The following is a 25,147-nucleotide window of genomic DNA, read 5'->3' on the forward strand; positions in this document are numbered from 1 at the left end:
ATAGTATTGCTACTGTTATGAAAATTGTACTAAGAAATAGCCTGCCTCATTACCTTCCTGTAATTTTTTTGCTCTATTATCGGCGAAAATATAACCAATGCCACCACCGAATAATCCCTCATGCAGAGGACTGATTTTTTTGATATCCGAGTCCAGTAACTGAGTGATAAAATAATAGCGTGGGCTTTCATATAACGGATCTTGCAGCCAGCAAGGCCGACCTAAAACTTTACTGATACCAATCCCACTGTCGGGATCATTCAATTCCTCTTCCATTTGTTCGCTGGTTAAGGGCTGCTGAGCAATATAGGTTTTTGGAATTGGATCTTCAAGAGTCGCTGGGGTGAGTTCTATTTCTGCCAGGGTATGAAGCAGCACCTTACTGTATCCAAGCGACAGCTTGTCCATTTCGCTTTGCTGATGTACGGTGAATTGACGTGTTGAAGAATGTTTATATATATTGCTTTCCTTTTCCACAGAAATGAATACGGTCAGCGCCATACCTGATGGTATGAAGGGAATACTGAGGAAACTCGATGTCATCGTCAGTAACGGCATCATCAGTTTACCTGTCTTCGGGTCTTTTGGCCAAAGAGCAGGATCGGTGAGCCATGCACCTCCGCCTATCTGTCCAAGGTTCTGGTTCTGTTCAGAAAAAATAATTTGATTGATACCCATAAGTGGTGATCATTAGCTGATATGTTAATCCATTTCTTTTAAAGTGATATTCTTGGATATTTTATAACTCTTTTTCTTTTTGTGGGGCCTTTCTTCTTCCCCAAGCAATTTACCCCAGGGTTTCAAACCGTCAATTCTTTCAAAAATAATTTTAATAATCGCAATAGCCGGGATACAGAGAAACATTCCTGCAATTCCCCAAAGGTGCTCTCCTAAAATGATTCCGATAAAAGAAAACAGGGCATTGATTTTTACTTTTGAACCAACCACAAATGGCAGCACAATATTTCCGTCAATGATATGGACTCCAATATAACCAATAACGACATAGATACATGTTGAAGGTGTACCTGTTGCAAAGGCGATGAAACATGAGATTAAAAGGGAGATAAAGATTCCCAGATAAGGAATCACATTTAATAATCCGGTAAGAACAGCCAGAAGAACTGCATATTTAACTCCAAAAACAGTAAGAACGATTGAAGCAAGGGTTGAAACAATCAATACCTGAAGACAGAGTCCGGTAATGTATTTTTTCGTCATGATGCGAATTTCCGTAACCACTTCCTGCACACTTGTTTTATGTTTTTCGTTAAAAACATTGACAATGAAATTATTCAATACTCTTCTGTAATTTAAAATGAAGATGAAAAACAGGATGAAAAATAATATAAATCCAAGCCCTGTTGAAAATATTCCGAAAGTAAAGCCTAAAATCACGCCGGAAGAAGATAAAAGTTTGTTTAACCCCTGATCTATATATCCCAACTGTTCATCAATTTTAACATGGAACGTTTCAGAAACCCACTTTTGAAGATTATGAAAAACAGTATTGAACTGCATTCTAAGATGCGGAAGATCCTTGCTGAAATTAGATAATTGTGATCCGAAAAAGTAGATAAGTCCCGTTAAAATTACCAGCATGATCATCACAGAAGTCATGGTAGAGATTGATCGCGGGAATCTCAGTCTTCTTTCCATAAACGTTGCAATAGGCAAAAACAGCATCGCCATTAAGAAAGCAAAGAAAAAAGGGGCTAAAATACTTTGTCCCAGCACAAGCAGGTATCCGATACCGATGACGGACACAACAACGAGGGTGAGATTAACAAGGAAAGGAAGTTTGAGAAAATTCATAGTTTCAAGTGTGTATTATAAAAGTAACAAAAGCTGTGGAATTTAAGTTAAAAAAAACTTAAATTCTTTTTGTTTAAGCAAATTCTATTCCGTGAAGTAACTAAAGGACTTTATTCTGTTTCGCAGAGATAAAAAAAATACTTTGTTTTTTTAATGAAAAGAAAAACACATCCCAAAAATTTGAGATGTGTTGATATATTGATAAGTTATAACAAATTGTTATTTTTCAATCGCAATTTCAATTACTTCTTCCATTCTGTTGACATAGTGTACTTTAAGATCTTTTAAATAATCTTTTTTAATTTCTTCTACATCTTTTCTGTTGGCCTCGCAAAGAATAACATCTTTAATACCTGCACGGGTAGCCGCCAGAAGTTTTTCTTTAATTCCACCCACAGGAAGAACTTTTCCTCGCAAGGTAATTTCTCCGGTCATGGCAAGATGAGGTTTCACTTTTTTATTTTTAAATGAAGAAACCATTGATGTCAGCATCGCGATTCCTGCAGAAGGTCCGTCTTTTGGAGTAGCTCCTTCGGGAACGTGTACATGAATATTCTTTTTATCGATATCCTCCTGGCTGATTCCAAGCTCATCATGTTTAGCTTTGATATATTCCAAAGCAATCGTCGCCGATTCTTTCATGACAGTTCCCAGGTTACCGGTCATCGTCAGGGTCCCTTTTCCATTGCTTAAAATACTCTCAATGAATAAGATATCACCTCCTACGCTGGTCCAGGCCAATCCTGTAACAACACCCGGAACTCCGGTAATTTCAGAAATGCTTTTCGGCCTCGGCACTCCAAGAATTTCGTCTACTTTTTCCAGAGAAATTTTAGGATCGTATTCTTTTAATAAAGCAGTCTGCAAAGCGACCCAACGGGCAATACCTGCGATTCTTTTTTCCAGCGTTCTTACGCCGCTTTCGGAAGTATGAGCTTCAATAATATGCTTCAGTTCAGGATTTCCCAGTTTGAATGATTTGGTATCCAATCCGTTCTCTTCCTGCTGCTTTTTGATAAGGTGTCTTTTTGCAATTTCAATTTTTTCTTCCAGTGTGTATCCGGCGATCTGAATGATCTCCATTCGGTCTAGTAACGGAGTCTGAATCGTAGAAAGTGAATTGGCGGTTGCCAGAAACATCACTTTTGACAAATCATAACCCATTTCCAGGAAGTTATCATAAAATGCTTTATTTTGTTCAGGATCAAGAACTTCAAGCAAAGCAGAACTTGGATCTCCATGAATTCCTTTTCCTACTTTGTCAATCTCATCCAAAACAATCACAGGATTTGAGGTTCCTGATTTTTTGATGGACTGAAGAATTCTTCCGGCCATAGCACCAATATAGGTTTTTCTATGCCCTCTGATTTCGCTCTCGTCATGAAGTCCGCCTAAAGAAACACGAACATATTTTCTTCCCAGTGCATCTGCAACAGATTTTCCTAAGGAAGTTTTACCTACTCCCGGAGGCCCTACCAGTAAAAGGATAGGAGACTTCATATTGTTCTTTAATTTTAAAACAGCGATGTGCTCTAAAATTCTTTTCTTAATATCTTCCAGTCCGAAATGGGCTTTATCTAAAACCTTTTCAGCCTTTGCAATGTCAAAAAGATCTTTGGTATAGGTCTCCCACGGAAGATCTGTAAAGAAATCCAGATAGTTTCTCTGTACATTGTAATCCGGAGAATTAGGGTTTTGACGCTGCAGTCTTCCAATTTCTTTTTGAAAATGCTCCTCAACTTCAAGACTCCATTTCTTGTCTTTAGCTTTATTGATCAGATCTTCAACATCACTCTCAGGTCCACCTCCCAGTTCGTCCTGGATGGTTCTGATCTGCTGGTTCAGAAAATATTCTCTCTGCTGTTTGTCAAGGTCTTTGGAGGTCTTCTGATGTATCTGATTTCTCAATTCTAATTTTCTGAAATCTTCATGCATCATTTCATAACATCTGTTCGCTCTTTCCATTAAGTTTTTCTCTTCAAGCAGCTTCTGCTTTTCGATAGAACCAAAATTCGCGTTGGTACAGATGAAATTTAGTAAATCATCATTATTATTGATGTTTTTGATGGCAAAATTCGCCGCATTCGGAATATTAGGATCCAGTTCAATGATTTTTAAAGCCAGATCTTTAACATTCTCTAATAATGCTTCGTATTCTTCCTTATTCTTAGGTTTTGAATCTTTCAATTTTGAAATCTCTGCCTTGAAATAAGGTTTGGTTTCTACAAAATTCTTAATTTTAAACCGGTGAAAACCTTTGGTAATGGCTGTAATATTGCCTTCCGGAAGTTTTATTATTTTAATAATTTTTGCCAGTGTACCAGTTTGGTAAATGTCTTTTTCAGTCGGTTGTTCCAGGTCAGAGTTTTTCTGGCTTACGATTCCGATGAAATCTCCGTTTTTTTGTGCTTCTTCAAGAAGCTGTATCGATGTTTTTCTTCCAGCAGTAATAGGAATTACCACATTGGGGAACATGACCATATTTCTTACGGGAAGTATAGGGAATATTTTTTGTTCGGAATTTTTATCAGTCTCCGAAAAATCGGAAAGATTGATTTCTTCAGCTACGATATCAAATCCATCGCTAATCATTTCCTCTAAACTAATATCTTCAAATTCTGTCATAGTTAATCGAATGACAAATTGTCATTTTCGTTTTAAATCGTTAAAGTGATATTTCATGATATACCTTGAAAAATAGTGGCATAGTATGATTTGCTAAAAATGCACAATACTTATGCCATTTGTTTTTTGCTAAAAAATATGGCCAAAATTTCCTTTTTTACATAATTTTAATTTTAAAAAATTAAAAAGACCGCTTTGATTTCTGTAATTTCTTAAAAATGTGTATTTTCGCAAACTGATAAAAAACTATAATTTATAAAATGGCAATTTTAGGACAGATTAGGAACAGACCTTGGCTTTTGATGGGAGTAATTGCATTGGCGCTTTTAGCGTTCTTGGTAAACCCGGATAGTATCGATAAGGTTTTTGGTAAAAATCCTGATGTTTTAGGAAAAGTAAATGGTGAAAAAATTACCCGTGAGGAGTATAATGATCAACTTTTCATTCTACAACAGCAGGCTGAGCAGCAAGGTCAACCGAAAAATGGCCTTGAAGAACAGGCTTGGCAGTTACTTGTGCAATCTAAGCTTATCAAACAGCAGTTTGAAAAATTAGGCTTTGAATTAACGGAAGATTACTTTTGGAGTCAAATCCAGTATGATCAGATGTTTGCACAGAACAAACAGTTCTTTGATGAGAAAGGGAATTTCAAAACTCAGGACCTTAAAAAAGAAATTGAAAACTTAAAAAACACCAACGCTGATGGCTATAACCAATGGTTGAAAACCAGAAAAACAATCGAATACCGATTGATGGCGAGACAGGTGTTTTCTAATATTTCCATTGGAGTTACTACCGGTAAAAAAGAAGCTGAAGAATTAATGAAGCAGAGAGATCAGTTAGCTGATATCGACTATGTGAAAATAGATTACGCAGCGTATCTTCAGAAAACTAAAATCAACGTTTCTACGGATGATCTTGCTAATTATATCAAGCAGCATCCGGTAATGTTCAAAGCAGAAGCAAGCAGAAATATTGGTATTGCTTATTTTCCTTCTCAGGCAAGTGCTGCTGATGATGCAGCCGCTCAGAAAGAGATTACAAAATTGTATTCCGGAGGAACAGATGCTAGCGGTGGAACAGAGAATTTCCAGAACACTAAGAATGATTCTATGTTCGTAACGGCAAACTCTGATACCCCTTTCAACAACCAGTATGTGAAGCCTACTCAATTACCGCAAGCTATCCAGGCACAGATCCCGGCGGCGGCAGTAGGGCAGACTTTTGGTCCTTACAAAGAGCAGAACTATTATGTAGTTTCTAAACTAGTAGGTAAAAAGACTTCAGATTCTACGTTATCAAGACATATCCTTATTGCATTTAAAGGAAGCCCGGCAGGACAAGGCGTTACAAGATCTAAAGAGGAAGCTAAGAAGTTAGCAGATTCTATCGGAGCAATTGTAAAAGCTAATCCGGCTAAATTTACAGATTATATCAAACTTTCTAATGATCCTAGTTCTGCTGCTCAAGGTGGAAGCTTAGGCTGGACAACTCCAGAAACTCCTTTCGTTCCTGAATTCTTAACTTATTTAGCGAACAATCCTAAAGGAGCTACAGGGGTGGTAGAAACTCAGTTTGGATACCATATCATCAATATTGAAGATAAGAAAGCAGGATCAATGGGGTATAAAGTAGCCAATCTTACGAAAGCAATTAAGCCTTCTGATGCTACTGAAGCTGAAACTGATAAAAAAGCAAGAAGATTTATCCAGCAGGTACAAGGGAAATCTTTCAATGATTTCGTGAATATCGCTAAAAAAGGAAACTACCAATTCTCGAATCCTAAGTCTGCAAAAAGATTTGACGGACAGCTTCAAGGGTTAGGAACAGATAAAGATTCTGAAATCTTAGCTTGGGCATTTGACAAAAAGAGATCTAAAGGAGACACTGAATTCTTTACTGTAGAAGGTACAGGAGATAAAATTGTAGTGTATCTAAACGGAAAACAAGAAAAAGGACTTGCTGATCCAGAATCAGTAAGAGACCAGATTGAAGTTATCGTAAAAAATAAATTGGCAGCGAAACAAATCTCTGATAAGATTACAGCCGCTAAAGCTTCAAGCTTAGATCAAATTGCTAAACTATTTGCATCATCAAAGCAAACTGCTCAGGTTAACCTATTGAACCCGTCTGTGGCTGGAGCTATGGAACCTAAAGTGGCAGGTGCAGCATTTGGTGTGGCAAAAGGAAAATTATCTAATCCTGTTGAAGGAGGAACAGGGGTTTATGTTTTGATCAAAAAGAACGAAACAACCAACAAACAACCTGGTGACCTTAAACAATTCACAGAGTCTATTACTCAAAGAAATGCAGGAATGTTCGGACAGGCTTGGATGAAGAGCCTTCAGGATAATGCAGCGATCGATGACTACAGAATCGAAATCTGGAACAAGGTAGGAAATCAGCAACATTAAGAAATTAATTCACATCTATAAAAAGCAGCAAAATATTTTGCTGCTTTTTTTGTATTTAACGCAGAGCAATAAAGAAAGACATTAATTTAAAATGTGTTATATTTGCTCATTAGAAAAAATTTAGCAAGTGAAGTTCAGTAAAGAAATAAAAGCTGGTGTAATAGCACTTTTAGCCATTGTAGGTTTTGTGTTATTGTTTCAATTTATGAAAGGCAGAAGCCTTTTTACTACCGATAATATATTTTTCGCAAAATATGACAACGTAGAAGGATTAACGCAGTCTTCTCCGGTTTCTATCAATGGATTGAAAGTGGGGCAGGTTGATAAAATCATTCCGCAAACTACAAAAGAAGGTAAAATCCATTTTATTGTAAAAATTACGGTAGATAATAAATTTGAATTTTCAAAAAACTCTCCTCTTGAAATTTTCGAGCCTGGGCTGATGTCCGGTAAAGAAATGAGAATTAACCTGGTATACGGAGGTCAGACTGCAAAAGATGGTGATACCTTACTTGGAGCTTTCAAACTGGGAACATTGGGAAGTCTTTCTTCTCAGGTAGGTCCTGTTAAAGACCAGCTGCAATCTGTGTTACATCGTGTAGATTCTCTGATGGCTAATGCCAACATGATTGTAGATGGGCAGAACAGAGCTGAAATTAAAGCTTTGCTTTCCAATCTTAACAAAACAGTTGGAGCATTGCAGACTACTGCAGGAAATGTAAACAGTCTGGTGGGTCATAATGATCCGAAGCTTCAAAAAGTACTGGATGATGCAAGTCTAACCATGCAGAGTGGAAAAGTTACTTTAGATAAATACGGAAATTTAGCAGAAAGTATTGATACGAAAAAGCTGAATGCAACCATCGCCAACCTGGATGCTACGGTAGGAAAACTTAATCAGGTGATCGCCGGCGTTGACAATGGTCAGGGAAGCTTAGGTAAACTGATGAAAGACGAGCAGCTTTATAATAATTTAAATGCAGCATCTACCAATCTGAATTCATTGATTGAAGATATGAAGGCGAATCCTAAAAGGTACATCAACTTCTCTGTCTTCGGTAAGAACAATAAAGACTAATACCTTATGCAGTATATCGATAATATTATTTTTCTGATTTTATTAGTTGCTGGGTTTGGGCTGTTTGCTAAGAGCCTGCAGAAGATATATAGAAATATCAGATTAGGAAGAGAAATTAATAGAAGCGACAGAAAACCTGAACGCTGGGAAACCATGGCAAGAGTAGCTATGGGACAAAGCAAGATGGTGAAACGTCCGGTTGCAGGAATTCTGCACCTTTTCGTGTATGTCGGGTTTGTTATTATTAATATTGAACTTGTTGAAATTATTGTCGACGGAATATTCGGGACACACCGTTTCCTGTCTTCCATTTTCGGACATAGTTTTTATAACTTCTTCACTGCAACATTGGAAGTGCTGGCACTTCTTGTTGTGATTGGAGTAGTCGTGTTCTTTATCCGGAGAAATTTTTACGGAGTTAAGAGATTAACGATGAAAGAACTTTTTGGATGGCCAAAACATGATGCCAACTGGATTCTTATCATAGAATTTGCCCTAATGATGGCGTTCTTCAAAATGAATGCTGCTGATTGGGTATTGCAGCAAAGAGGACTTCTTCCGGAACATGGAAGTTTTCCGATCAGCTCAATGATATTAGGTCCGATATTTAATAGTTTTGGTGATAATTTCTTATTTTTTACAGAAAAAGCTGCATGGTGGTTCCACTTTGTGGGAATCCTTTTCTTCATGAATTATCTGTATTATTCAAAACATCTGCATATTATTTTGGCTTTCCCAAGTACATGGTATGCTAATCTTGAAAAGAAAGGAAAATTCAACAATTTAGAATCTGTAACCAAAGAAATTAAATTGATGATGGATCCGAATGCAGACCCTTATGCTGCTCCGGCAGAAGGAGCTGAAGCTGATGTTCCCTCTAAATTTGGTGCTGAAGATGTATTTGATCTCAATCAAGTGCAGTTGCTGAATGCCTATTCATGTACAGAATGTGGAAGATGTACTTCTGTATGTCCTGCAAATATTACAGGGAAGGAACTTTCTCCAAGATTGATTTTAATGAAGACAAGAGACCGTTTGGAAGAAGTAGGAATGAATATCGACAAAAACGGAACATTCGTAGATGATGGCAGAAAACTGCTGAACGATTATATCACAAAAGAAGAACTTTGGGCATGTACTACATGTAATGCCTGTACCGAGGCTTGTCCTATCTTGCTGGATCCGCTGTCTATCATTTTTGAGATGAGAAGATTCCTGGTGATGGAACAGTCTGCTGCGCCACAGGAACTGAATTTAATGATGACGAATGTCGAAAACAATGCTGCACCTTGGCAGTATAATCAGGCAGACCGTTTGAACTGGGCCAACGAAAATTAGTGTAACAATGTAAAATAATGTAACAATGTAGCAATCATTGGGAAACTGTTACATTGGCATATTGGTAAATTTGAAGAAATGGATTTCAATATAAAAACAATGGCAGAATATGCTGCCGAAGGAAAAGCACCTGAAGTTTTATTTTGGGTAGGTTGTGCAGGAAGTTTTGACGACCGTGCTAAAAAAATCACAAAAGCATTTTGCAAGATACTTAATAAAATAGGGGTTGAATTTGCGGTGCTGGGACAGGAAGAAAGCTGTACCGGTGATCCTGCAAAACGTGCAGGAAATGAATTTGTTTTTCAAATGATGGCATTAACGAATATTGAAGTCCTGAATGCCTATGAAGTAAAGAAAATCGTAACGGCTTGTCCTCACTGTTTTAATACATTGAAAAACGAATATCCAAGCTTAGGGGGACACTTTGATGTGGTACACCATACGCAGTTTCTTAAAACGTTAATGGAAGAGGGGAGATTGAAGATTGAAGGCGGCGCTTTCAAAGGAAAAAAGATTACTTTCCATGATCCATGCTACTTAGGAAGAGCTAATGGTGAATACGAGGCTCCTAGAATGCTTTTAGAGAAGCTTGATGCGGAGCTGGTAGAAATGAAAAGATGCAAGACCAATGGACTTTGCTGTGGCGCAGGAGGAGCACAGATGTTTAAAGAACCTGAAAAAGGAAATAAAGATATTAATATCGAAAGAACAGAGGAAGCTTTATCATTTGAACCTAAAGTCATTGCAACGGGATGCCCGTTCTGTAATACCATGATGACGGATGGGGTAAAACATTTTAACAAAAATGAAGAGGTTGCTGTAAAAGATATCGTAGAGCTTCTTGCAGAAGCAGATGATTTGTAGAACACGCACCCATAATAACATAAACTTTAAACTCAGGCCTCAGCTTGGGTTTTTGTTTATCATAAACTCAGGAATATTTATTAATTTTATACTTTAAATTGTAAGGATATGAAAATTGAAGAATCAAATATAGTAGAAACCAACGACTACAGAGTCATTATATACCCGGCTTCAAGACCTTTGGAAACCAAAGAAGCCAAAGTAATAACAGAAAAATTATATGATTTTCTGGCCGGTTGGGCAGCACACGGAAAACCTCTTTCTTCATCTTTTAAGATTGAGAAAAATCAATTCATCATCATCTGTGTAGATGAAGAGAAAGAAATGGCCTCCGGATGCAGTATCGATGCATTAGGGAAGATCATGAGAGAAATTGATGCGGAATATCAACTGGGACTTTTCGACAGAATGAAAGCCAGTTTTGTAGAAGATGGAACCGTAAAGACCTTGAAACTACAGGAATTTAAATCAAAACTAAGAAGCGGAGAATTATCAAAAGAAATTGAGGTTTTTGATTTCTCTAAAAATACCTATCTGGAATTTTTAAGCAACTTTTTACTACCGTTCGGGAGAAGCTGGGCAGCAGGAATTGCTTAATTAGGATATCACAATATTACAAATAATCAGAACTTTAGATTGAAGCCTTCAGGTAGTTTTTTGTTGAAAACTGTTTTTGTAAAGTCTTCAATATAAGGTTCTTTTTGTTTAATGACCTTACAGGGATTTCCAACAGCTATGGAATTGGACGGAATATCTTTTGTTACGATAGAACCGGCTCCAATCACTACATTATCACCTATTGTTACACCTGGAAGAATTACAGAATTTGTCCCTACAAATACATTATTTCCAATAACAATCGGCGGAGCCTGATCATGAATGCTGTGATCATTATGGTTGTGGTTGGAAGAAATAAGAGAGGTTCCGGCTCCGAAACCAACATTACTTCCGATAATAATACCATTATTAGCCTGAATATAAATATTGGGATTATCTCCGGGATCACATAAAATCCCCTTTTTAATTTTTTTATAGTTTCTGATTTCAGAAGTAAAATGTACCGGCCACGGAACCTTTCCGTTAATCCTCAAAAATTTTTGCGGCAATGTATATTGAAAAAAAAGAGCATGGGGAATCAGATATTCATACTTCTGGCGGTAAAATTCCGGATAGAAAAAGTTATTAATTCTATTAAATATCTGATACTCAATAAATTTTTTAATTGGATTCATTTTTCTTCAAAATAAGCATGATGTAAAAATACAAAAATCCATAGCCTAAGAACAAGAACAGAGAAAAAATACCCACCAAATAGGTAATCCCTTGTTCTTTCCCGATAAAAATTGCTGCAATATTGGCGAGGAAAAGATAAATATTAAATAATAAAGCAACATTGTTCCTTTTCAGGATGGTGAGAATATCGGCAATGGGATTAATAAGACTTCGGGTAAGATAGCCAAAAGACATTAAAAAGATAAAAAGTCCCAGATGTTCCCAATTCTTATTAAAGAAAAGTTGTAAGATTGGAATTCCGACTACATTGATGAGAACATAAAAAGAAAAAATAATGTAAAAGTTTAAAAGGCTCATCTTTTTAGTATAAGCAAACAGTTCCTGACTACTGTTGGCTCCGGAATTGTTTATTTCAGCAGCTTTTGGGTAATAAACTGTTGCTATGGAAGAGGAGATTAAAAGTAAAGGAACTGACATTATTTTTACTGCTAAAGAGTATTCTCCTAAAAGCGAACTCGCAAAATATAAGGAAATAAGTATCGGCATCAGGTTATTTCCAAGAGCATTGATAAGGGTAGATGGATAGCTGTATTTAAAGAGTTCCGGCCGTTTTTTTGCATTTTCAAAATACCTATTAAAGTCAGGAGCGGAAAAATATTTTTTTGAATAATAGATTGCTGCTATAAATGCAGCGGCATATCCTATTAAACTTCCGATAACAAGACCATCTTCTACCTTTATGAATACAAAAAGAACCTGAAACAGAAAACTCACTACTGAATCAATCAAAGTAAGAATAGAGATATGCTTAAAAAGCTTCTTTTTAGCCAGTAAAAATTTTGCATTATTAGTGAATAGAAAGAGATAACCGGAAAAAATTCCCAACAGCAAAATATGTTTTGGAATGTTAAAAGGGATGAATACCAAAAGAAAAGAAACAAGCATTACCCCGATACAGATGATGCTGGAAGCACTGAAGTTATTATTCACATCCGTTTCGTTTCCTTCAAGAACGATCAAATGCTCTTGTGCAAGACTCAGCAGAACACCGAATATACTTGTGATACTTAAATAGATACTGAAAACACCATATTCAGATGACCCATAATATTTTGCAAGAAGAAGCCCGCCTATCACCAAAACAAATTTTGAAATAAAGTTTCCCTTAAAGATCGTTGTGATGTGGCTGCTGTTTATTCTTTTGAGTTTGTTTAAAAACATGCTAAAATATTACAAGAACAAATATATAATTATACATTTGCATAAAAAAGAGTATTGAAAAATAGTAACAGATGAAATTTACCTTAAATCAAATTTTTACCCTTAAGCTGATTGCCGTACTTTGTCTGCTTTTTTCCTGCACAAGAGATGACGATTCTATACAAAGAATCGATCAGATCATGAACATTTATATAAAAAACAGTGCCGGACAGGATTTGCTTAACAGTAATAAAGCAGGATCTTTTATCGGATATTCTGTAAATGATCAGAATGGAACCAGCGATGTTGCTCCCGTGAGCATACCGCTTAGGATGACGACAGATTCGCTGTATTATATGGAATACATTGCAGGAGCCAAAAGGGTAACGCTGGATTCGGTAAGCCCGGAAAACAGAACGTACCGCTCCAATATGGTACTTTCTTTAAGAAGAACTATCAACAATGTGACGGATACGATTAATGATACGATGGAAATTCAGTACCGTTGGACCCCGGCAGTATTTCAGGTTTCGAAGGTAATTTATAACGGTCAGGTAAAATTTACCAAGGAAGCAGATGCTCCGAATTCCATAAATACAGTTACTATCATAAAATAGTTTTAAATTTGTACAATAGTTAGCTTAGTTTTAAGTTTAACATCTAATATTTAACATCTAAAATAAAATGTTACAAGTCAATTTTTTGCGTGACCATAAGGAACGCGTTTTAGAAGGTCTTAAAAAAAGACAATTCAAAAATCTTGAGTTGGTGGACGATGCGATCGCTGCTGACGACGAAAGAAAAAAGATTCAGTTTGAATTGGATTCCCAACTTTCCGAAATCAATAAAATCTCCAAAGAAATTGGAATTTTAATGAAAGAAGGAAAAAAAGAAGAAGCAGAATCCTCAAAATCTAAAACCGCACAGTTCAAAGAGTCGAGTAAAGAATTGGAAGGCCAGCTGGCAGCATTAGAAACACAGCTGCTTCACATTTTGTATCAGATTCCGAATATTCCCAATGAATTGGTTAAAAGCGGTGCTTCAGCGGATGATAATGAGATTATTTATCAGTCTCATGACGTAGAAGGTCTTGGAGAAGGAGCAATTCCTCACTGGGAGCTTGCCAAGAAGTACAACCTGATCGATTTTGAACTGGGAGTAAAAATTGCAGGAGCCGGTTTTCCTGTTTATCTAGGAAAAGGAGCAAGATTGCAGAGAGCTTTAGTGCAGTATTTCCTTGATAAAAATGTGGAGAAAGGATACATGGAAGTGAATCCTCCTCATGTAGTGAACGAAGCTTCAGGTTTTGGAACAGGACAATTGCCGGATAAAGAAGGGCAGATGTATTATATCAATGAAGATAAATTATTCCTGATTCCTACGGCAGAAGTTCCGGTAACTAACTTATACCGTGATGTTTTATTGAATGAAAAAGATCTTCCGATTAAAAATACAGCTTTTTCTCAGTGCTACAGAAGAGAGGCGGGAAGTTACGGAGCTCATGTAAGAGGACTGAACCGTCTTCACCAGTTTGAGAAAGTAGAGATTGTAAGAATCGAGAAACCTGAAAACTCGTATGCTGTACTGGAAGAAATGGTAGAGCATATTAAAGAGATTTTAACAGATCTTGAACTTCCTTACCGTGTATTAAGACTATGTGGTGGAGATACAGGTTTTGGAGCGGCTATGACCTACGATTTTGAAGTATGGAGTGCTGCTCAGGAAATGTGGCTGGAAGTAAGCTCTGTCTCTAATTTTGAAACATTCCAGGCCAATCGTTTGAAATGTCGTTATAAAACAGACGGTAAATCTCAGCTTGTACATACCTTAAATGGTTCTGCAATGGCATTGCCAAGAATTATGGCAGCGCTTCTTGAGAATAATCAGACCGAAGAAGGAATTAAGCTTCCTAAAAAGGTAGCTGAATACGCAAGGTTTGATATCATCAACTAGAAAATAGTAACTTTATAAAAATGCCCCTTTCGACTATCGGAAGGGGCATTATTTTTTTATTCTGTAACGATGATTATTTTCTGGTCTGCATTTTTGTATTTGGCTTCTTTGTCATATAAGGCCTTAAGGTCATATTCAATCCTTACAGAGTGATCGTCGATCTGTTTCAGCCAGTCGTGCTTTCCGGTAATTGATTTTATTTTATTCTCAAATTTCAGGGTGGTGCCTACCTTTTTGAAAAACATCATCATCATTCCTTCTGTTTTTCCACTTTCTTCGTCTAATTTTTCCTCAGGTGAGGTTTTGGAATCCAGTGCTTTTTGAATGTTTTTAAGATTAAAATCCCGGGTATCAATTGTTAATGTTTTGCCATCCCAATCGTTAAACAGATTTTGCTCCAGAGGAAGTTTTTCCTGTTTCATAAACTCTTTTAAGGATTTAAAATCAGCTTTTGTGAAATGTTCCAGCTTTAAAGCAAATCCGGCAGGGTGGTTATTTTCCTTACTGGATTTCAGGAAAATCTTTTTCATGATTCTGATGGAATCCGGATCATTGGTCTTTAATTTCATTTCTTTTTTTTCCAGTTCATACAGGTTAGTCCATACAGTAGGGATCTTATCTAGATCAGTGAATTCTTTTTGCTGTAATGAATCCGGAGTCATTGCCCTCATTTCGGCCATAAATTCCCGAATGTCGACATCCGTTACAGAAGTTGATGCAGCATCTTTATGATAGACGATCTCTGAATTAATAGTGCAGGAATGCAATACAAGAAAACTAATGAAAAATAGAAAAAAGTTTTTATACATGGTTTTAATTAAGTAATAGTAGAATCCTGAATACCAGATGATAACAATGATTCATAATTGCCGTCTGAAATCTAGCTTCTGAAATCTAAAAATCTAACATTCAATCTAATGACAATTTGTTGAAGTGTGATTGTGAGTACTATGGTTTCCAGGCAAATGACAATCGCCGTTGTTGTCTTTAGAAATAGTCATAGCTTCAGCTCTTGGAGATATGTAAGGAATTCCTAATTCCAGGCCTCTTACAATAAATAATCCTCCTAAAATAATCATGACTACAGGAATAACTTTTAAAACTTTAATTCTGAAAGCTTGATTCATGAGGTTTCCGACAAGAACTACCGCAAACATAAAGGGAAGGGTCCCCAAACCAAATAAAGCCATATATGAAGCTCCCTGCCATATTCCTCCGCTTGCTAAGCTTGCCGTAAGAGCCATGTATACCATGCCACATGGTAAAAATCCGTTCAGGATTCCTGTGGTGAATCTTGAGCGATAATCTGCCTTTTGAAGAAGTCTTCCCAGATTTGATTTTATGGCAAAAAGAAATTTAGAAAAAAAAGGAATTTTTGAAGCAAAATCTTTTCCTCCAAATGAAAACAAAGCCATAATAATGAGCAGAACACCTACCGCAATCGTCAGGTATTTCTGAATCCCAGCCATTTCAAACCCCTCTCCAATAATTCCCAGCACTGCTCCCAAAAGAGAATAGGTGAAAATTCTTCCAAACTGGTACGTGAGGTTTTGAAGATAAAAATTGGTAGCCTGCTTTTTTGTTAATCCCATCGACAGCGCAATAGGTCCACACATTCCGATACAATGGAATCCGGATGCGAATCCTAAGCCAATAGCCGATAAAACAAGTGCTATTTCCATATCACATCATAATCCAGTCGGTAATCCGTTTTATCTTTTGTCCATGTCAATCGTAAGGTATAATTACCAGGTTTCAATACTTTTGCAGGTATTAAAATAGATTGATCTGCATTCAGCTGTTCAGATTTTTTAATATCCAAATTCTGATCATCGGTTCTGTTTAACACAAATTTTACCGTTGTATTGGAATTGTCGTATCCTTTAGGGAAAACAATTTTAATGCCTGCTGTATCCTGGCTGTACGTAGGTTTCTCCTGAAGATTATCTGCTCTTTTCTTGGCATCAATTACATCCTGGTATTGTAGTTCTTCTTCATAGTAGTTATCCGTTACCATTTCTGAATTCTTCTGCCCGTTCGGGAAAAGAAATAACATGGATAAAATAAAAACTATAAATGCAAATAATGCAATAACAACACCGTGTCCCCAACTAAAGTTTTTCATTTGTAAAAATTAAAATTGTAATTTAAATGGTCCTTCAAAATAAGTCTGGTAAGAATCAATCAGTTTTCCTTTCATATCATAAATACCGATGGAAATATTCTGTTTAGATAATTTCATTTCATCTTCCGGGAAACTGATATTGATGGTACCTTTTGAAATTTTATCCCTTTCTACCGTAATTTTGCTTGATCCGCTATAGATAATTTCACCATGTGTAGGCTCGATTACTTTAATCGTTACGATTTTCTTATCGTTTGTTTTATTTAAGAAGGTATAATTGTAGGTATTGGTAATTTTTCCGTCTCGCACGAAGAACGTACTTCCTGCAGGTTTGATGAATTTTGCTTCCATCTCTCCACGGCTGGAAAGCAGAAATCCTAACAATCCTACCAGTAATACCAGCACAACTGCAAATCCTTTCATCCTTCCAGTGAATTTAAACTGGGTCTGGTTTTCAATTTCATTTTCGGAAGCATATCTTACCAGTCCTTTTGGTAATCCAACTTTTTCCATCACTTCATCACAGGCATCAATACAAGCAGTACAATTAACACATTCCAACTGTTGGCCGTCTCTGATATCAATTCCGGTAGGGCATACTACCACACACTGATGACAGTCGATGCAATCACCTTTTCCTGCTGCTTTTCTATCTTCTCCTTTTCTCCATTTGGCTCTGTTTTCTCCTCTTTTAAAATCGTAGAAAACATTGATGGTATCTTTATCAATCAATACACCCTGAAGTCTTCCGTAAGGGCATACTAAAGTACATACCTGCTCTCTGAACCATGCGAATACAAAGTAGAAGGCACCGGTAAAGAGAATCATCACAATAAAATTCGTAGGATGAGCAAATGGGCCTTCTGAAATGATTTTAAATATCTCGCGATACCCAACAATGTACATGAGCATAAAGTGGGTGATGATAAGGGAAATAATAATATAGACCGTCCATTTTAAACTTCTTTTCCATATTTTCTCGCTGTTCCACTCCTGTCTGTCCAGCTTCATCTGTCGGTTTCTGTCACCCTCAATAATATATTCTATTTTACGAAAGATGGATTCCATAAAAATTGTCTGAGGGCATATCCACCCGCAGAAAATTCTTCCGAACGCAATCGTAAAAATAATAATGAATATTAAAGACGCAATAGCTCCTAAAGTAAGGATGAAAAAGTCTTGTGGATAGAACGGCTGTCCCATGATGTAAAACTCTCTATCAATAACATTGAATAGAAAGAATGGGTTGCCATTTATGGTAAGAAATGGCACCGTAAAATAAATAATTAATAAAGTATAGCTTACCAGGTTTCTATAGTTGGTGTATTTCCCCTTGGGTTTTCTCGGAAATACCCATTTTCTTTTGCCGGATTGCTCCATTGTCCCTATAGAATCTCTGTAAGTCTCAGGATCCAGAACCTGCCCCTGTCCGCCTCGTACTTCTGTTTCTTCTATGTCTGACATTTTGTAATGTATTTAAAAAAAGAAAAACATAATTCGTTACTAGTTTTTAAGGTAATAACAAATTATGTTTTTCATATGGTTTCTAATTTTTTGTGTAAATTATTCTTTTTCCCAATGTGCTTCAGTTCCCTGAGGAGCAGCTCCTCCCTGAGCTGGTGTTATTGGTGGCTGTTCCTGGTTAATGTGGTATACATACGCTGCGATTTTTTCAATCTCAGCACCGGAAACTTCCCCGTTTTTACCAAATGGTCTCATCGCAGGGTTAGTAGGAGAACCATTCCAGTCCATATGGAAAACGTTTTTAAATAAGGTTTTCTCAGGCTGGTTGATCCAGAAGTTATCCGTCAAGTTTGGACCTATACCTCCACTACCATCTTCCTTGTGGCATGATGAACAGTTGGTTTTGAATAATTCTTTACCTTCTGCTATATTATCAGCAGAATATTTAGCTGTTTCTATAGTTACAGGAGGTTGAGATTTTTCATAATCTGCAATGCTTGCCATCTGCTCTTTATATTCTTTTTCATACTCGCTTAATGGGTGAGCAAAGTCTGTGAAAGAATACGCTGCAATATACACAATACAAAAAGCGGTCCCAAAATAGAATAATCCGATCCACCATTTAGGAAGTTGGTTATCCAACTCCATAATTCCATCGAAACCGTGGTCGATAAGGATATCTTTCTCTTCAGTTGCAGACTGCTTTTTGAAAGCACTGTCATACATTCTTCTTAAGAAAGGGATTTTCTTTTCTGATAAATAGGCTGCTTTTTCTTCTGCAGTTAATTTCTTGAATTTATTATTTTCAATCAAATCTCCAATCGCACTGTGGATGTATGCTAAAATAGCACCAATCACCACAGTTCCCCAGAAGTAAGGCGAAGCTAGGAACGAGTAGCTCTGTACAAACAAATAATAAAAAACTATTAAGAGTCCAATTATTATTAAGATGTTTACAACAACAGGTGTTCTTTGTTTCATAATAAATAGTTTAATTTTTTAGATTAAAATCGTCTTCATCATCATCCCCAAGCGGAGCTTCTTCTTCCTCTTTGTAATATTTTTTAGGCCTGCTAAAAACATAGATTACCAAAGCGACGAAGAACAGCATAAAGAAAATCAGAGCCAGCGTCTGGTAAAAACCAGCGTTTTCTGTATTGGATAAGATATCTTTAAAATTTTGAGGAATCATGATTGAACCTTTTAATGTTTAGTTATTACTTGCTGTTTTTATTTCCGTTGTTTTGATATCGGTTCCTAATCTTTGTAGGTAAGAGATAAGAGCTACAATCTCTTTTTTCTCTAATTCTCCTTTAGGTCTCTTAGCATATGCATCTTTCAAGTCAGCTGCTTCAGAGAAGATATCTTTTACAATTTTCTTAGCCTGATTGTCTGCCCATGCATTAGCAGAATCTACCTGAGGTTTTGTATATGGTACATCGAAAGTATTTTTCATTAGTAACATTTTATCAACCATTTTAGATCGGTCTAAGTTCGTAGCAATTAACCAAGGAAAACGAGGCATGATAGAACCAGCAGAGGTAGATCTTGGGTTATACATGTGTTTATAATGCCAAGAACTTGGGTTTTTACCCCCTTCTCTATGTAGATCTGGTCCTGTTCTTTTTGATCCCCATAAGAATGGTCTGTCATAAATGAACTCTCCAGCTTTTGAATATTGTCCATTTTTACCGTTAAATCTGGTAATCTCATCTCTGAATGGCCTGATCATCTGAGAGTGACAAGAGTTACATCCTTCACGGATATAAATATCTCTACCCTCTAATTCAAGGGGAGAATATGGTTTTACTGCTGAAATCGTAGGTACACTTTTCTTAAGAGATAGTGTAGGGATGATTTCTACAGAACTACCAATTGAAATCGTAATGAAAGATAGAATACCTAATAATACCGGTGTTCTTTCTAACCAAAGGTGAGTACCTTCTCCTTCTTTTCTGTTTTTACCGATGTTTGCCAAAGCAGGAGCTTCTGCAGGAACTTCTTTTTGAAATGATCCTTTTCTTGCAGTAGCTACAACGTTTACAACCATTAAGATAGCTCCGGAAATATAGAATAAACCTCCTGCAAATCTCATTTTATAGTAAGGAATAATTGCAGTTACTGTGTCTAACCAGTTTTTCCACAATAAAGTTCCGTCCGGATTAAACTGCTTCCACATTAATCCTTGAGTGAATCCTGCAATATACATTGGTACTGCATAGAAAATGATTCCTAAAGTCCCTAACCAGAAATGCCAGTTAGCTAATTTTACAGACCAAAGTTTTGTTCTCCACAAGATCGGCACCAAATAATAGATAACCCCGAATGCCATGAAACCATTCCATCCAAGAGCTCCTAAATGAACGTGACCAATAACCCAGTCCGTAAAGTGACCTATTTTGTTGATGTTTTTAGTGGCTAAAAGCGGTCCTTCAAATGTTGCCATACCATAACAGGTAACTGCAACTACGAAGAACTTCAGGATAGGATTTTCTCTTACCTTATCCCAAGCTCCTCTTAGAGTAAGAAGACCATTCAGCATTCCTCCCCAAGATGGTGCAATAAGCATGATTGAGAAACCTGTTCCCACTGCCTGAGCCCAAGCCGGAAGTGCTGTATACTGAAGGTGGTGAGGACCAGCCCAGATATATACGAAAATTAATGACCAGAAGTGAATAATAGACAACTTATAAGAGAATACAGGTCTGTCTGCCGCTTTTGGCAGGAAGTAATACATCAAACCTAGTACCGGAGTCGTTAGTACGAATGCTACCGCATTATGACCGTACCACCACTGTACAATAGCGTCTTTTACCCCTGCATATGCTGAATAAGATTTCCAGCCAGTGAAAGATAAAGGAACCTCCAGGTTGTTGAAGATGTGAAGCATTGCTACCGCAATCCAAGTTCCAATATAGAACCAAATCGCTACATATAAGTGTCTTACTCTTCTTTTTGCAATCGTCAGGAACATGTTGATCCCGAAAATAATCCAAGAGAATGCGATTAATATGTCAATTGGCCACTCATGCTCTGCATATTCTTTAGAGGTATTGATTCCCATAAAGAAGGTAACGAACGTAGCAACAATCATAAATTGCCAAGTCCAGAAGTGTAACCAAGATAATGTATCACTGTACATTCTTGTTTTTAATAATCTCTGTAATGAGTAATAAATACCGGTATAAACGATATTACATACGAATGCAAAGATTACGGTGCTGGTGTGCAACATTCTAATTCTACCAAAACCAAATGCACCATGAGTGTTTATCAGCCCTTGAATGTTACCTGAGGACAAACTCCTAATGGTTGTATCATCAGTCCCGAATAAAAATTCAGGTAATTCCGGGTAGAAAAGCATGAGTGCCGCCGTAAGTCCGAACGTAAATCCTATGAGCCCAAAAACTATGGTCGCGTAAAGGAATGCCCGAACAATACTGTTGTCATAACTAAACTTCTGTGTTTCCATATCAACTATTCACTTTTTTCTTCAATTTTATTATTTTCTCCTGTTATTTTCTCGTCTGTTTTTTTGTTGACAATTTTTTCATCCTCTTTGATCTCACCAGAGTCAAAAAGGATTCTCACAGCCGGAGATTCATCATCTTCAAACTGTCCTTTCCTGGCGTTTATTATAAATACCACCAAGAAAATTGCAGCCAAGGAAACACTGCAAAGGATCATTAAATATAGAATATCCATCAGTCAACAAAATTAACCTATTTTCGGGGTTCAAATTTAGTGAAAAATAATGACATTCATCACGAAATGCCGATTTCAGCTAATTTAAAATCAGTCTAAATAAGGGCGTTTAAGCCTGTTTTTTGAAGTATTTTCTACCCAATATCCAGGTAGAAAGTGTGGTGAAAGAAACCACGGTAATAGAACTGATTGGCATAAGAATTGCCGCAAAAAGCGGATGCATATGCCCTGTAACCGCATAACTTAATCCAACGATATTGTAAAGGAAACTAATTATAAATGTCATTTTCACAATTGTTATGGAGCCTTTACAAACGTTTAAATACTTGTCAAGGGTTACCACTTTTTCGCCATTCATAATGACATCAGAAGAAGGGGTGAAGCTGTTGGTATCATCAGAAATGGCAATTCCTACGTTGCTTTGTTTCAAAGCTCCTGCGTCATTAAGGCCATCTCCAAGCATGGCAACTTTGAGGTTTTGATCCTGAAGATTTTTAATATAATTCAGTTTGTCTTCCGGGCTTTGGTTAAAAGCCATGGCGTGAAAACTTGGAATTAATTCCTTAAGTTGATTTTCTTCTGAAGAATTATCTCCGCTCAGAATGAAAATTTTATAGTGAGTCAGTTTTTTAAATAAATCTTTAAGATTTTGACGGTACTCATTTTTAAAGATGAATTTGCCTAAAAATTCGTCGTTTTTACTTACAAAAACTGCGGTTTCAAGATTTTTGGATTCCTGATTGTTGTATCGGGCAGAACCTATTTTGTATGTATTTCCTCGTACATGAGCTTCGTAACCTTTTCCGGAGATTTCTCTGAAATGTTCTACAGGGAAATACTCATCATTCACTTCTATGAATTCATAGAGAGATTTAGAAAGCGGGTGGTTGGAGTTTTTTAATAAAGTTTTGATATTCAGTAAATCAAATTCACTGATTTCAGTGCCCTGGTATTTTATACTTGATTTTTTTCTGTGCGTGATCGTTCCGGTTTTGTCAAAGACAATGGTGTCGAGTTTCGCTATTTTTTCAATAGTAAGGGTGTCTTTTACATAAAATTTATTTCTGCCTAAGATCCTCATAATGTGTCCAAAAGTAAACGGTGCAGAGAGTGCAAGGGCACAAGGACAGGCAATGATCAGAATAGCGGAAACTACCTGGAACATTTTTTCCAGATCAATAAATGACCAGTATATTGCAGAAACAGTGGCAATGCCTAAAATAATGAAAGTGAAATACTTACTGATGTTATTTGTCAGTGTATCTAATCCTGTTTCATGTTTTTTGAATGCTTCTTTATTCCAAAGCTGAGTAAGATAACTTTGGTCTACATCTTTAATTACTTCCAGCTCCAGTGAAGATCCGATCTGCTTTCCTCCTGCGAAGATTTTATCTCCCGGATGTTTGCTGATGCTTTCACTTTCTCCGGTAATGAAACTGTTATCTATATTTCCTTCACCATTGATGAGAATGGCATCTACAGGAATAATTTCTTCGTTTCTTACTAAAATACGATCGCCTACTTTCACTTCAGAAAGTAAAATGTTGTCCTGCTTCCCATTAAAATCAACCTTTGTAACGGCGATAGGGTAAAAGGATTTGTAATCACGGTCGTACGAAAGGGCGCTGTAAGTTCTTTTTTGAAAGAGTTTCCCCATAAGCATGAAGAACAAAAGACCACATAAGGTATCGAAATATCCAGGTCCGTAATCAGTAGCAATCTCGTAAATACTACGTCCAAAAAGAACAAAAATTCCAAGCACAATCGGAACATCAATATTCACGATTTTATTTTTTAATCCGTACCATGCCGATTTATAATAATCAGAAGCGGAATAAAACACAACGGGACAGGCAAGGATAAACATCAATACCCTGAAAAGCCCTTTATAATGCTCCATCCAGTAATCCTGTTCACCCATATATTCCGGGATGGCGAGAAACATTCCGTTACCGAATGCAAAAGCAGCAATAACGAACTTTATCAGTAATGATTTGTCAAGATGATCAACATTTTTATCGGCTGTTTCAAGGCTGATAACCGGTTTGTAGCCAAGATTGGTTAGAAAATTAGCTAATTCGCTTAATTTTAAATCGTTATGATTGAAAGATATCTGCAGGTTCTTTCTGGTGAAGTTGACCTGAGAGTATTTGATGCCTTTATTTAAAGTGTGAAGACTTTCCAGCAGCCAAATACATGAAGAACAGTGGATAACAGGGATTTTGAAAGTAACCAGACTGGTATTTCCTTCAGAGAAATCCGTTACTTTTTCGAAAATTTCAGGAGTATCAAGATAGTCGAATTGTGAAGAGTTTTCGTCATTAGGACGAATTCCGGCTCTTTTATTAAGTTCGTAGAAATTACTTAAATTATTCGTATTTAGAATTTCGTAAACAGATTTACAGCCGTTGCAACAGAAAATTTTTTCATCAAAAAGAATTCTCTCTTTTTCTATACCCTGACCACAATGAAAACAGTTCTCGCTCACCTCCCTAAATTATTGACGTACAAAATTATAACAATTTTTTTTGTTTATCGAGTTAAAATGTTCTATTTTTGTGATAAATGTCATATAAAATGTCGCAGGAACAACAGATTGCAATTGAAGAGAGGTTCGCCAGAGTTTTTAATGATAAATCATTTAAAGAAAGACTTTCCAGTGCAGATTTTGAGAAGTATATGAGTGCCAAGAAGAGGCTCGATTTTCAAAAACACGATATTATTTTCGAGGATGGAGAAACTCCAAGAGGGGTTTACTTTTTAGAAAAAGGAGCAGCTAAGCTGTCAAAATCGGGAGCATTCGGGAAAGATCAGATTTTAAGATTTATCAAAGAGGGCGACATCATCGGCTATCGTTCATTGCTTTGCGGAGAAAATTTCCAGGCAAAGGCTGAAGCGATGACGGATATAGAATGCATTTTCCTGCCTGCAGAGGTTTTCATGTACCTCTTGGAAGTTGATCCCCAATTATCATTCGTAATGCTTCAGAAGATTTCTTATGAGCTGGGTGAATCATCAAATACTGTTACTTTCCTTGCCCAAAAAACGGTAAGAGAAAGACTGGCTGAGATTCTACTGCTGCTGGAGCAGAAATTAGGCGTGGATCCTGAAGGGTTCATCAAAATTTCGCTCACCAGGGAAGAAATTGCCAATATTATCGGGACGGCCACCGAAAGTGCCATCCGTTTGATTTCCGAATTCAAACAGGACAGTCTGATAGAGGTTGACGGCAGAAACATCAGAATCCTAAATCACGACAAACTAATGAAACTAGGACACGTAGTTTTATAAAAATCATACAAAATTTAAGTCGGCGAAAGCCGACTTTTTAAC

General features: G+C 36.8%; 22 protein-coding genes. 8 read left to right on the forward strand and 14 right to left on the reverse strand.

Annotated features, from left to right (window positions below; genetic code table 11):
* Positions 1 to 15: 15 nt before the first annotated feature.
* The 3 genes from IW15_RS03470 to lon form a co-directional block, all read right to left on the reverse strand.
* Positions 16 to 678, reverse strand: a complete 663-nt coding sequence (locus IW15_RS03470; RefSeq protein WP_034709312.1) for a hypothetical protein — start codon at positions 676 to 678, stop codon at positions 16 to 18.
* A 24-nt stretch (positions 679 to 702) separates the two neighbouring features.
* Positions 703 to 1,815: an AI-2E family transporter gene (locus tag IW15_RS03475; RefSeq protein WP_034709313.1), complete on the reverse strand. Its 1,113-nt coding sequence runs from the start codon at positions 1,813 to 1,815 to the stop codon at positions 703 to 705.
* Positions 1,816 to 2,034: 219 nt separating this feature from the next.
* A complete protein-coding gene (gene lon / locus IW15_RS03480) occupies positions 2,035 to 4,440 on the reverse strand; it encodes an endopeptidase La (RefSeq protein WP_034709314.1) in 2,406 nt (801 codons plus the stop codon).
* A 260-nt stretch (positions 4,441 to 4,700) separates the two neighbouring features.
* Here lon and IW15_RS03485 point away from each other — a divergent pair, with 260 nt between their 5' ends.
* The 5 genes from IW15_RS03485 (at position 4,701) to IW15_RS03505 (ending at position 10,731) form a co-directional block, all read left to right on the forward strand.
* The gene (locus tag IW15_RS03485; protein ID WP_034709315.1) at positions 4,701 to 6,854 is read left to right on the forward strand and encodes a peptidylprolyl isomerase; all 2,154 of its coding nucleotides are present in this window, start codon (positions 4,701 to 4,703) and stop codon (positions 6,852 to 6,854) included.
* Positions 6,855 to 6,981: 127 nt separating this feature from the next.
* The gene (locus IW15_RS03490) at positions 6,982 to 7,932 is read left to right on the forward strand and encodes an MlaD family protein (RefSeq protein WP_034709316.1); all 951 of its coding nucleotides are present in this window, start codon (positions 6,982 to 6,984) and stop codon (positions 7,930 to 7,932) included.
* Positions 7,933 to 7,938: 6 nt separating this feature from the next.
* Positions 7,939 to 9,270: a (Fe-S)-binding protein gene (locus IW15_RS03495; RefSeq protein WP_034709317.1), complete on the forward strand. Its 1,332-nt coding sequence runs from the start codon at positions 7,939 to 7,941 to the stop codon at positions 9,268 to 9,270.
* Positions 9,271 to 9,348: 78 nt separating this feature from the next.
* On the forward strand, positions 9,349 to 10,134 hold the full coding sequence (locus IW15_RS03500; protein ID WP_034709318.1) for a (Fe-S)-binding protein: 786 nt from the start codon (positions 9,349 to 9,351) through the stop codon (positions 10,132 to 10,134).
* Positions 10,135 to 10,242: 108 nt separating this feature from the next.
* Complete coding sequence (locus tag IW15_RS03505) at positions 10,243 to 10,731, forward strand: hypothetical protein (RefSeq protein WP_034709319.1); 489 nt, start codon at positions 10,243 to 10,245, stop codon at positions 10,729 to 10,731.
* Between the two features lie 26 nt (positions 10,732 to 10,757).
* Here IW15_RS03505 and IW15_RS03510 read toward each other — a convergent pair whose 3' ends face one another.
* Positions 10,758 to 11,366 carry an acyltransferase gene (locus IW15_RS03510; RefSeq protein ID WP_051881728.1) on the reverse strand — a complete coding sequence of 203 codons (609 nt, stop codon included), beginning with the start codon at positions 11,364 to 11,366 and terminating at the stop codon, positions 10,758 to 10,760.
* Positions 11,353 to 12,588: an oligosaccharide flippase family protein gene (locus IW15_RS03515; RefSeq protein ID WP_034709320.1), complete on the reverse strand. Its 1,236-nt coding sequence runs from the start codon at positions 12,586 to 12,588 to the stop codon at positions 11,353 to 11,355. The genes IW15_RS03510 and IW15_RS03515 overlap by 14 nt, the downstream gene beginning before the upstream one ends.
* A gap of 71 nt (positions 12,589 to 12,659) precedes the next feature.
* Between IW15_RS03515 and IW15_RS03520 the strand changes: the two genes are divergently transcribed.
* Positions 12,660 to 13,184, forward strand: a complete 525-nt coding sequence (locus IW15_RS03520) for a hypothetical protein (protein WP_051881730.1) — start codon at positions 12,660 to 12,662, stop codon at positions 13,182 to 13,184.
* A gap of 67 nt (positions 13,185 to 13,251) precedes the next feature.
* Complete coding sequence (serS, locus tag IW15_RS03525; RefSeq protein ID WP_034709321.1) at positions 13,252 to 14,520, forward strand: serine--tRNA ligase; 1,269 nt, start codon at positions 13,252 to 13,254, stop codon at positions 14,518 to 14,520.
* A gap of 56 nt (positions 14,521 to 14,576) precedes the next feature.
* Here serS and IW15_RS03530 read toward each other — a convergent pair whose 3' ends face one another.
* The 9 genes from IW15_RS03530 to IW15_RS03570 form a co-directional block, all read right to left on the reverse strand.
* Positions 14,577 to 15,329, reverse strand: coding sequence for a hypothetical protein (locus IW15_RS03530; RefSeq protein ID WP_034709322.1), 753 nt, complete (start codon positions 15,327 to 15,329; stop codon positions 14,577 to 14,579).
* 105 nt (positions 15,330 to 15,434) lie between these two features.
* Positions 15,435 to 16,202: a sulfite exporter TauE/SafE family protein gene (locus IW15_RS03535; protein ID WP_034709323.1), complete on the reverse strand. Its 768-nt coding sequence runs from the start codon at positions 16,200 to 16,202 to the stop codon at positions 15,435 to 15,437.
* On the reverse strand, positions 16,193 to 16,645 hold the full coding sequence (locus tag IW15_RS03540; RefSeq protein ID WP_034709324.1) for a FixH family protein: 453 nt from the start codon (positions 16,643 to 16,645) through the stop codon (positions 16,193 to 16,195). Before IW15_RS03540 ends, IW15_RS03535 begins: the two co-directional genes overlap by 10 nt.
* 9 nt (positions 16,646 to 16,654) lie before the next feature.
* Positions 16,655 to 18,109, reverse strand: a complete 1,455-nt coding sequence (gene ccoG, locus IW15_RS03545) for a cytochrome c oxidase accessory protein CcoG (RefSeq protein WP_034709325.1) — start codon at positions 18,107 to 18,109, stop codon at positions 16,655 to 16,657.
* A gap of 99 nt (positions 18,110 to 18,208) precedes the next feature.
* A complete protein-coding gene (locus IW15_RS03550; protein WP_034709326.1) occupies positions 18,209 to 19,090 on the reverse strand; it encodes a cbb3-type cytochrome c oxidase N-terminal domain-containing protein in 882 nt (293 codons plus the stop codon).
* Between the two features lie 10 nt (positions 19,091 to 19,100).
* Positions 19,101 to 19,301, reverse strand: coding sequence for a cbb3-type cytochrome oxidase subunit 3 (locus IW15_RS03555; protein ID WP_007844173.1), 201 nt, complete (start codon positions 19,299 to 19,301; stop codon positions 19,101 to 19,103).
* Positions 19,302 to 19,319: 18 nt separating this feature from the next.
* Positions 19,320 to 21,581, reverse strand: coding sequence for a cytochrome-c oxidase, cbb3-type subunit I (ccoN, locus tag IW15_RS03560; protein ID WP_034709327.1), 2,262 nt, complete (start codon positions 21,579 to 21,581; stop codon positions 19,320 to 19,322).
* Positions 21,582 to 21,586: 5 nt separating this feature from the next.
* Complete coding sequence (gene ccoS, locus IW15_RS03565) at positions 21,587 to 21,814, reverse strand: cbb3-type cytochrome oxidase assembly protein CcoS (RefSeq protein WP_034709328.1); 228 nt, start codon at positions 21,812 to 21,814, stop codon at positions 21,587 to 21,589.
* A 109-nt stretch (positions 21,815 to 21,923) separates the two neighbouring features.
* Positions 21,924 to 24,302, reverse strand: a complete 2,379-nt coding sequence (locus IW15_RS03570) for a heavy metal translocating P-type ATPase (RefSeq protein ID WP_034709329.1) — start codon at positions 24,300 to 24,302, stop codon at positions 21,924 to 21,926.
* Between the two features lie 89 nt (positions 24,303 to 24,391).
* On the opposite strand from IW15_RS03570, the gene IW15_RS03575 reads away from it, so the two are divergent.
* Complete coding sequence (locus tag IW15_RS03575; RefSeq protein WP_034709330.1) at positions 24,392 to 25,105, forward strand: Crp/Fnr family transcriptional regulator; 714 nt, start codon at positions 24,392 to 24,394, stop codon at positions 25,103 to 25,105.
* The last annotated feature ends 42 nt before the right edge of the window (positions 25,106 to 25,147 follow it).

Origin of the sequence: Chryseobacterium soli, assembly GCF_000737705.1 — a bacterium.
GTDB lineage: Bacteria > Bacteroidota > Bacteroidia > Flavobacteriales > Weeksellaceae > Chryseobacterium > Chryseobacterium soli.

Bases quoted from the DNA above. Each gene is read 5' to 3' on its own strand.
- IW15_RS03515 (WP_034709320.1), bottom strand. From the start codon at position 12,588: ATGTTTTTAAACAAACTCAAAAGAATAAACAGCAGCCACATCACAACG.
- ccoN (WP_034709327.1), bottom strand. From the start codon at position 21,581: ATGGAAACACAGAAGTTTAGTTATGACAACAGTATTGTTCGGGCATTC.
- IW15_RS03475 (WP_034709313.1), bottom strand. From the start codon at position 1,815: ATGAATTTTCTCAAACTTCCTTTCCTTGTTAATCTCACCCTCGTTGTT.
- IW15_RS03575 (WP_034709330.1), top strand. From the start codon at position 24,392: ATGTCGCAGGAACAACAGATTGCAATTGAAGAGAGGTTCGCCAGAGTT.
- IW15_RS03535 (WP_034709323.1), bottom strand. From the start codon at position 16,202: ATGGAAATAGCACTTGTTTTATCGGCTATTGGCTTAGGATTCGCATCC.
- IW15_RS03470 (WP_034709312.1), bottom strand. From the start codon at position 678: ATGGGTATCAATCAAATTATTTTTTCTGAACAGAACCAGAACCTTGGA.
- ccoS (WP_034709328.1), bottom strand. From the start codon at position 21,814: ATGGATATTCTATATTTAATGATCCTTTGCAGTGTTTCCTTGGCTGCA.
- IW15_RS03505 (WP_034709319.1), top strand. From the start codon at position 10,243: ATGAAAATTGAAGAATCAAATATAGTAGAAACCAACGACTACAGAGTC.
- IW15_RS03520 (WP_051881730.1), top strand. From the start codon at position 12,660: ATGAAATTTACCTTAAATCAAATTTTTACCCTTAAGCTGATTGCCGTA.
- IW15_RS03510 (WP_051881728.1), bottom strand. From the start codon at position 11,366: ATGAATCCAATTAAAAAATTTATTGAGTATCAGATATTTAATAGAATT.
- IW15_RS03540 (WP_034709324.1), bottom strand. From the start codon at position 16,645: ATGAAAAACTTTAGTTGGGGACACGGTGTTGTTATTGCATTATTTGCA.
- IW15_RS03500 (WP_034709318.1), top strand. From the start codon at position 9,349: ATGGATTTCAATATAAAAACAATGGCAGAATATGCTGCCGAAGGAAAA.
- IW15_RS03550 (WP_034709326.1), bottom strand. From the start codon at position 19,090: ATGAAACAAAGAACACCTGTTGTTGTAAACATCTTAATAATAATTGGA.
- lon (WP_034709314.1), bottom strand. From the start codon at position 4,440: ATGACAGAATTTGAAGATATTAGTTTAGAGGAAATGATTAGCGATGGA.
- serS (WP_034709321.1), top strand. From the start codon at position 13,252: ATGTTACAAGTCAATTTTTTGCGTGACCATAAGGAACGCGTTTTAGAA.
- ccoG (WP_034709325.1), bottom strand. From the start codon at position 18,109: ATGTCAGACATAGAAGAAACAGAAGTACGAGGCGGACAGGGGCAGGTT.
- IW15_RS03530 (WP_034709322.1), bottom strand. From the start codon at position 15,329: ATGTATAAAAACTTTTTTCTATTTTTCATTAGTTTTCTTGTATTGCAT.
- IW15_RS03485 (WP_034709315.1), top strand. From the start codon at position 4,701: ATGGCAATTTTAGGACAGATTAGGAACAGACCTTGGCTTTTGATGGGA.
- IW15_RS03495 (WP_034709317.1), top strand. From the start codon at position 7,939: ATGCAGTATATCGATAATATTATTTTTCTGATTTTATTAGTTGCTGGG.
- IW15_RS03555 (WP_007844173.1), bottom strand. From the start codon at position 19,301: ATGATTCCTCAAAATTTTAAAGATATCTTATCCAATACAGAAAACGCT.